General features: G+C 43.1%; 7 protein-coding genes. 1 reads left to right on the top strand and 6 read right to left on the bottom strand.

What is annotated here, in order from left to right; all coding sequences use genetic code 11:
• Positions 1 to 89: 89 nt before the first annotated feature.
• The 5 genes from ACH10T_RS03415 to ACH10T_RS03435 form a co-directional block, all read right to left on the bottom strand.
• The gene (locus ACH10T_RS03415) at positions 90 to 239 is read right to left on the bottom strand and encodes a hypothetical protein (protein WP_394807927.1); all 150 of its coding nucleotides are present in this window, start codon (positions 237 to 239) and stop codon (positions 90 to 92) included.
• Positions 223 to 1,251, bottom strand: coding sequence for a glycerophosphodiester phosphodiesterase family protein (locus ACH10T_RS03420; RefSeq protein ID WP_394807928.1), 1,029 nt, complete (start codon positions 1,249 to 1,251; stop codon positions 223 to 225). Before ACH10T_RS03420 ends, ACH10T_RS03415 begins: the two co-directional genes overlap by 17 nt.
• A gap of 420 nt (positions 1,252 to 1,671) precedes the next feature.
• Complete coding sequence (locus tag ACH10T_RS03425) at positions 1,672 to 1,797, bottom strand: hypothetical protein (RefSeq protein WP_394807929.1); 126 nt, start codon at positions 1,795 to 1,797, stop codon at positions 1,672 to 1,674.
• A 185-nt stretch (positions 1,798 to 1,982) separates the two neighbouring features.
• The gene (locus ACH10T_RS03430; RefSeq protein ID WP_394807930.1) at positions 1,983 to 2,201 is read right to left on the bottom strand and encodes a hypothetical protein; all 219 of its coding nucleotides are present in this window, start codon (positions 2,199 to 2,201) and stop codon (positions 1,983 to 1,985) included.
• A gap of 77 nt (positions 2,202 to 2,278) precedes the next feature.
• Complete coding sequence (locus ACH10T_RS03435) at positions 2,279 to 2,689, bottom strand: hypothetical protein (protein WP_394807931.1); 411 nt, start codon at positions 2,687 to 2,689, stop codon at positions 2,279 to 2,281.
• A gap of 232 nt (positions 2,690 to 2,921) precedes the next feature.
• Between ACH10T_RS03435 and ACH10T_RS03440 the strand changes: the two genes are divergently transcribed.
• Entirely contained in the window at positions 2,922 to 4,802 is a 1,881-nt protein-coding gene (locus ACH10T_RS03440) for a GGDEF domain-containing protein (RefSeq protein WP_394807932.1), read from the top strand.
• A 268-nt stretch (positions 4,803 to 5,070) separates the two neighbouring features.
• On the opposite strand, the gene ACH10T_RS03445 is transcribed toward ACH10T_RS03440, so the two are convergent.
• On the bottom strand, positions 5,071 to 5,586 hold the full coding sequence (locus ACH10T_RS03445; RefSeq protein ID WP_394807933.1) for a hypothetical protein: 516 nt from the start codon (positions 5,584 to 5,586) through the stop codon (positions 5,071 to 5,073).
• Positions 5,587 to 6,566 lie beyond the last annotated feature (980 nt).

The raw sequence follows: 6,566 nt of genomic DNA on the forward strand, positions 1-6,566 counted from the left end.
AAGCGCTCCCTCTGCGTCTGTTCGTCGCTGCAGCCACTATCGGGCCTCGCCCAACACGTTGGCTTCGGCAAGCTGAAGAATCTTTCTAATCAAGTAAGTGTTTGATAGTAGAAACCACCCCCTGTTGCCAGCGGACCAGATCGTTCAAATGTCCAAGCGATAATATCCAGTCCTGCTTTTTTAGCCCGGTTTGCATACAGTGAAGGAACAATTTCACCTTCTTCAAGTTCCAGTAACATCCACATCGGCGGTGCAATAATCTTTACACCAATCAGACGCTAGTTGCTCCATAGAAGGTGACCAGGTTGCAGGGTTACGGTGGTCGAAGGCAGGATCTTCATAACGGCCATCCAGATAAACAGCCTGTTTCCCAAATTCAGGCTCGCTCTGTATCCAGTATAAAATATCATTGATATCAAATGACTGTGCCCACACTTTAGAAGCTGGAATACCAGCCTCTTTATACTCATTAATCATTTTCTGCGCATAATCTCTTTGCGAAAATCCATTGAATGGCATAGGCACACTGGGAGACTTAAGCTCCGGAGTCATTTTTACTCCCAGTTTCCGGAATAGCGCAATGCTTTCCTTATGAGTTAACAAGGTTCCGCGACTGGCATAAAGATCGGTTCGCCAATTTGGCGTCCCTGCCATAAAGTCACTCACCGTAGTTGCTAATGGATCAAAACCATCCATTTTGCCTTTCAAAGATTTAAATTCAGCTAATGTGATGTCGCTGGTACAACACTGCGCGGTGGCGGCACTGACCAGATTGCCGTTGTTATCAAAAACTGCAGGTTGAAATGGTACGGAACAACGTTCAGCTAAGGCAGTTTCAAGAATATTGGTTGTGGTATGCAGATCACATTGAGAATGGCGGCATACTAATTCTTTATCCTGGGTAAAGGTGACATCACATTCCATAATGCCCGCGCCCATTTTCGCTGCTGCTTGATAGGATTCTTGAGTATGTTCTGGAAATTGTAGTGCCGCTCCGCGATGTCCAATAGAAAAATCAGTTCGTTTGAATGGGCCTGTTTCACAATTTTCCAATTTTTTCTTAAGTGGACCATCGTCCATATCATTGATTAAAAAGAATGGGCGTGGACCTAACTGAATGCTGTGATTCTTACCTTGATGGTAATTTCTTCCGGATTCATCAACATTGCCAGCCCAACTTGCTGTGAATAGTGAAAAAGCAATTGCAGCTGATCCAATCATGGTTGTACCAATCAATATTATTTTACTCATACATACCTCCTGTGAGTTATTCGTATATTCATAAACCCTCTTGCATTGGATATAGCATCGGTATCCATGCTGTATGTTATGGAGCAAACATATCAGGCATATGATTATTCGAGGAAGTTTAAGTGAATTTGGGATGAATTGATCTTGTGAGAAGATTTGAAAGCCTCTTGGCCAAGCTCTTCATTAAACAACTGGCTACCACTGGTTTCCATGGCTCAAGCAAACTGTTTCTTTTTGGTTGGAACACCGGAACCGACAGAAACTATCTGGTAATTTTTTGGCAATTCAGCCTTCCACCTGGGAGGATGTGCAAGTTGCTATAAAGCCAGCGAGTATCTTGATAATTATTAGATCCTACGATGGAGCGAGCTTTCTACTGAAAGCTCGCCTGTTCAGGTTTATTGGCAGCTATTCAAAGGATCAATGCTGTACGCCACATTCGTCCAGTTGACCGGCTGGTGCTTGGCTTGGATCAATGGTCAGGCGCAACCATTCGGAAGGTGCTGTAGTTGATCCCTGTACGGTAATGCGAGTTAGATTTGGCACGGTTTGGGTGTGATGGATACACCAGTGACGCTATTTGGATCAGCCAGGGGCTGGTCACTGCCATAAACATGAGAGTCGCCGTTTAGTAACAACACCGGCCTGCCGAAGTCCTCCACCAGGTCGGCCAATTTCTGTACGATGGGTGTGTAGTCGATAAGTTCACCTGCTGTTACTGCTTCGGGATCCTACATATCAGCTTGAATGCTTATGACCACAGCACGGGCATGCGTTTCTTTCGCCATATTGAATGCAGATTCCAACCAACGGATATCAGCGCTTGTACGCTCGGTGACTTTTTGATTCTGGGCGGTCGGATTATCGAAGCTGCCAGTCCAAAGCAAAGTATTGTTGTTCGATCCGGGTATGTTCAGTGTCACGAATACGACTTTGCTTTGTTCCCACATCAGGTTCTCTACGAATTGGGGTAGTCGCGATCCGATTGGATGAAGTGACTGTCAGATCGGGGCGCGACTATTACAAATTATTCTTTTGCAGGCCGCCCTGTTTTGATTATCTCCACCTGGGCTACCGCTTGGAGTAATGCTGATCGATTGAGTTTAGATAAGCGTAATAATCCTGCGCGCATCAGTTCACTTTTTTTAACATGCACTCCTGCTTCCAGGCATTTCTTTTTCAGTTCAGCCAGCTTAGCGTAATCACTTTCCGGTAGGGTAAAGCTATCGCGGATCATTTTAATTTTCTTTGGTTTATCTTTCTTTGATTGTTTCTTTGCTTCATCCTTGGTTGCGGGAAGCTCTGTCTTAGCTTCTTTGCTTGCAGTATTGCTAGGGGTAGCCGTTTTTTTCACCGCGGCCGCAGGCGCTTTTGCGACAGAACTTTCAGTAGTTGATGAAGGTTTTGTTTTTTCATTTGGTGTGGTTTTTTTTGTCATGATTAATCCCTTTAAAGTAGTGAATTGGAAATCGAGTAGCTTAAATTACATAGAACAATATAAACTATTTATACAGTATATACCAATTATTACTTTTATCAGTGAATTATCATTAATATCCAATTTCTCATCAATCTATTGCTGTTCATTGATTGCATAACATGTTTTGTAATAATTATTTCATATGGATTTGTTAAAGTTGATCATGACAAATTGTTTGTAGGGTTATTGTATGGATGTAAATGTAAAAAGAATTTTACCCGATAGGGCAATCGATTTTTCTGCAACCCATGAATCCAGCCGTAACGAGATATTCTTGCGGCTTATCCAGATTATCGAGCAACGTCAGCTAACTCCGAACTTCCAACCCATCATTTCCATGGCTACGGGTGAGATTTACGCCTATGAAGGATTAATTCGCGGACCATCCAACAGTCCGTTACATTCACCGCTTAGTTTGTTCAGAGCGGCTGGGCAATTTGGATTGCTATTAGAAGTGGAGCGATTGTGCTGCCAAGTTACACTAGAAGCTTTTGTTCAGCAAAAACTGATGGGGAAGCTTTTCTTGAACGTGAGTCCTGAATGCTTGCTTGATGAAAATTTTAAGAATGGAGAAACGCTAAGCTACATGCATTCACTAGGATTAGAGCCGCATCGTGTTGTCATCGAATTAACCGAGAATCAGCCAACTTATGATTATTCTCTGCTGCTCGAAGCAGTGCGGCATTATCGTTCGATGGGATTGGAGATTGCCATCGATGATCTGGGTGAAGGATTTTCCAGCCTGCGCCTGTGGTTCGAACTCAGACCCGAATATGTCAAAATCGATCAGCACTTCATCCAGAACATCAATCAAGACCCGATTAAGCTACAGTTCGTGCGATCTATCCAGCAAATCGCGGAAAATTCGAGTACTCAGATTATTGCGGAAGGTATCGAAACCCATGCTGAGTTTATGATTGTTAAGGATTTGGGTATCTTACTCGGGCAAGGCTATTACATTGCCCGCCCCAATGCGATCCCAGCGACCATCATATCGACGGATGCAGCCAACAGCGTGCATCAAAATGGAATTCTAGTTTTTCCCCGGAAGAATATCGTAATCCAGAAAACCTTATCTACCATGAAGTTGTTGATTTCGGTGCCGCCTGTTACACCCGAAATGGATAACGATGAAGTGTATAGCCGTTTTATTGAGCAACTCGCTCTGGAGTCTCTGCCTGTGGTCGAACAGGGTATCCCAATTGGAATCATTACCCGCAACCGGTTAATCGATGCTTACGCGCGACCGTATTGGCGCGAACTGTATGGCAAGAAATCCTGCACCTTATTTATGGACTCGGCACCGTTAGTGGTGGATAAAAACATCAGTTTACAAGAATTGAGTAATGCGGTTGTTGCCGCCGGGCAGCGTCATTTGTCGAATGGTTTCATTATCACTGACCGGGGTCAATACCTCGGTGTCGGTACCGGTCATGATTTAATGCGGGAGATTACCCAGTTACAGATAACAGCAGCGCGCTATGCCAATCCGCTTACCTTGTTGCCGGGGAATGTGCCCATTGACGAACATATTGATCGTTTGCTGGAAAGCCAAGTCGGGTTCTGCGTTTGCTATTGTGATCTGGATGCATTCAAACCATTCAATGATATTTATGGTTATCGCAGAGGGGATGAGATAATTCAGGTTACGGGAAATATGCTGTCACAAGCGTGCGACTTGGAGCGGGATTTTATCGGGCATATTGGTGGAGATGATTTCATCATTTTGTTTCAAAGTCTTGACTGGGAAATTCGCTGTCGCCATGCTTTAGCCAATTTCACGCGCGAAATTATACGTTTTTTTAAACCGGAGCATTGCGATCATGGCGGATATTTCTCGATAGATCGCAAGGGGCAGCGCGTATTTCATTCGCTGGTTACACTTTCTATCGGCGCAGTTTTGGTAGCCCCGGGTATATTTAGTTCGCACCATGAGATTTCGACCATCGCAACAACTGCCAAACACCAAGCCAAGCGCATACCGGGAAATAGTCTGTTCATTGAACGGCGAGAACACTACTTACGACCCATGGATCAGATTGATTCAACGCGATGTGTCAATGGGATCTGATGATTGCTTAGAAATTTTGTGCTCTTGTTCGGATTATCTGCTGGCTACTTACAGAAGCTAAGGACAAGTCGAGAATTGAGAATATGGCCTACGGACTAAATAGAATCTTTGTTTGATGGCTTGGTGGTGTGTGCGTCGCCGGTATTGGATTCATGATTCAGTTCATGGCCCTCTAACAGCGCACTAACGGCACAGAAAAGTTTAGTGGGCTACCACCGATGGCAGCCCACTATTTCTAGCTGAAGAATAAAGGCATTACAGAATTGCCTTATATTTTTTGTGAAAGCCTGACGGCGCCAGCACTATCCAGATATGCGCCGAGGCGTTTAGCTACATAATTTTCTTTAGTGCCATCTGTTGTGCTTGTTTTGGTTTCCACGCCGACACCGCAATCATACAATTGAGCATCTAGAATAGAAATACGCGAGTTGTGGTTCTCGTTGATTGCTTTGGCCTTAAAATTATCAAAGGTGTTTGTTGCGCCTTTGGAAGTATCAACAACTACGGTTCCATCTGGAAGCGTTACAACGATGCGGCCAGTTGCAAGCATAGCAGCCGTTGCATTGGCTTCAGTCAGCAATACAGCGTAGGTAGCTTGATTTATGACTGCATTAAGTTTGTTTTTGAAACTGGTTACCTTGGCAGCGGTAAGTACAGCGTTCAAGGTATCGTAAGGTGCTGCAGCTAATTTAGTTACAACTTGTGGTGCGCATGCTGCCATTGCGTTGAAACTGGTAAAGAACAATACGGCAAGAATAAGAAGAGCTGATGAGGTTTTTTTCATTTTGTAATCTCCAATTTATTTTATAAAAACTATGAAAAACACACTATGACATTCTAAATAATGGCCATAAGTGCATCGGCTGTAATCAACATAAACCGAATAAATACTCTCTTCAGCTTATGTTGATGAACATATTAACAATCGATAATGTCACGCTCATGACAATAGTGTGAAGACTCAAAAATAACCACAACGAGATCCAATTTTAGTGAAAGAATTCTCTTGTGTTTAGGAACTAACGTGATGCGCATTAGGTTCCAGATAGATAAAATAGATTGATATTGCTTCACTTAAAAAAGCAAGAAGACAGGCCGCGATTGAGAATCTGCCGATGGATTGAGTATGCTTTTTGATCTTGTTGCCGGTACTGGATTCGTGATTCGGTACCTTACCCCTAACGATACCTGTAACGATGGTGCTATCGGCATCTGAATTTCTTCAGTATGTTGCAAAAGATATTCAAGCTTATAGGTGTGATGCCCGTTGTTGGAAGGTCGAGCAAAATAGTTGATCAGTTTTTTGCATCGTACTCTTATCTAGTGCAATACAGAAAATAATGTATCCGACTCAGTCGATTAGGTACTTCATTCAACACCTAATTTTCTGAATTCCAATCGACAGATGATGCAACTCAGAGTGCTCCAGGTAAGTTTATTCTTCTCATCTTTTTCACTTGCTGGCGTGATATTTGCTTTTGTGGGATGGGAATTTATCTTGAGATCCTTAAGTTTCATTTTAGTGTTTTTATACATAAAAAAGGAGAAAAAATGCTTATTACAAGTATGAGCAAACTGCAGCTAGCGTTAATTGCGATGATTATGTCAATAACGCCTGTATTTGCAGGTAGTGACTCAGATGATCATGGAGGAAGCAAGCAAGGTAAATCTATAGTGGACCCTCCTTTCAGGACAGTAAATTAAGATGGTATCCTGCTAAGAAGGAGCAGGAAATGACGGGAATAAAGCGAAAGAATTTTACGG

It is taken from the genome of Nitrosomonas sp., from assembly GCF_043753625.1.
Taxonomy (GTDB): domain Bacteria; phylum Pseudomonadota; class Gammaproteobacteria; order Burkholderiales; family Nitrosomonadaceae; genus Nitrosomonas.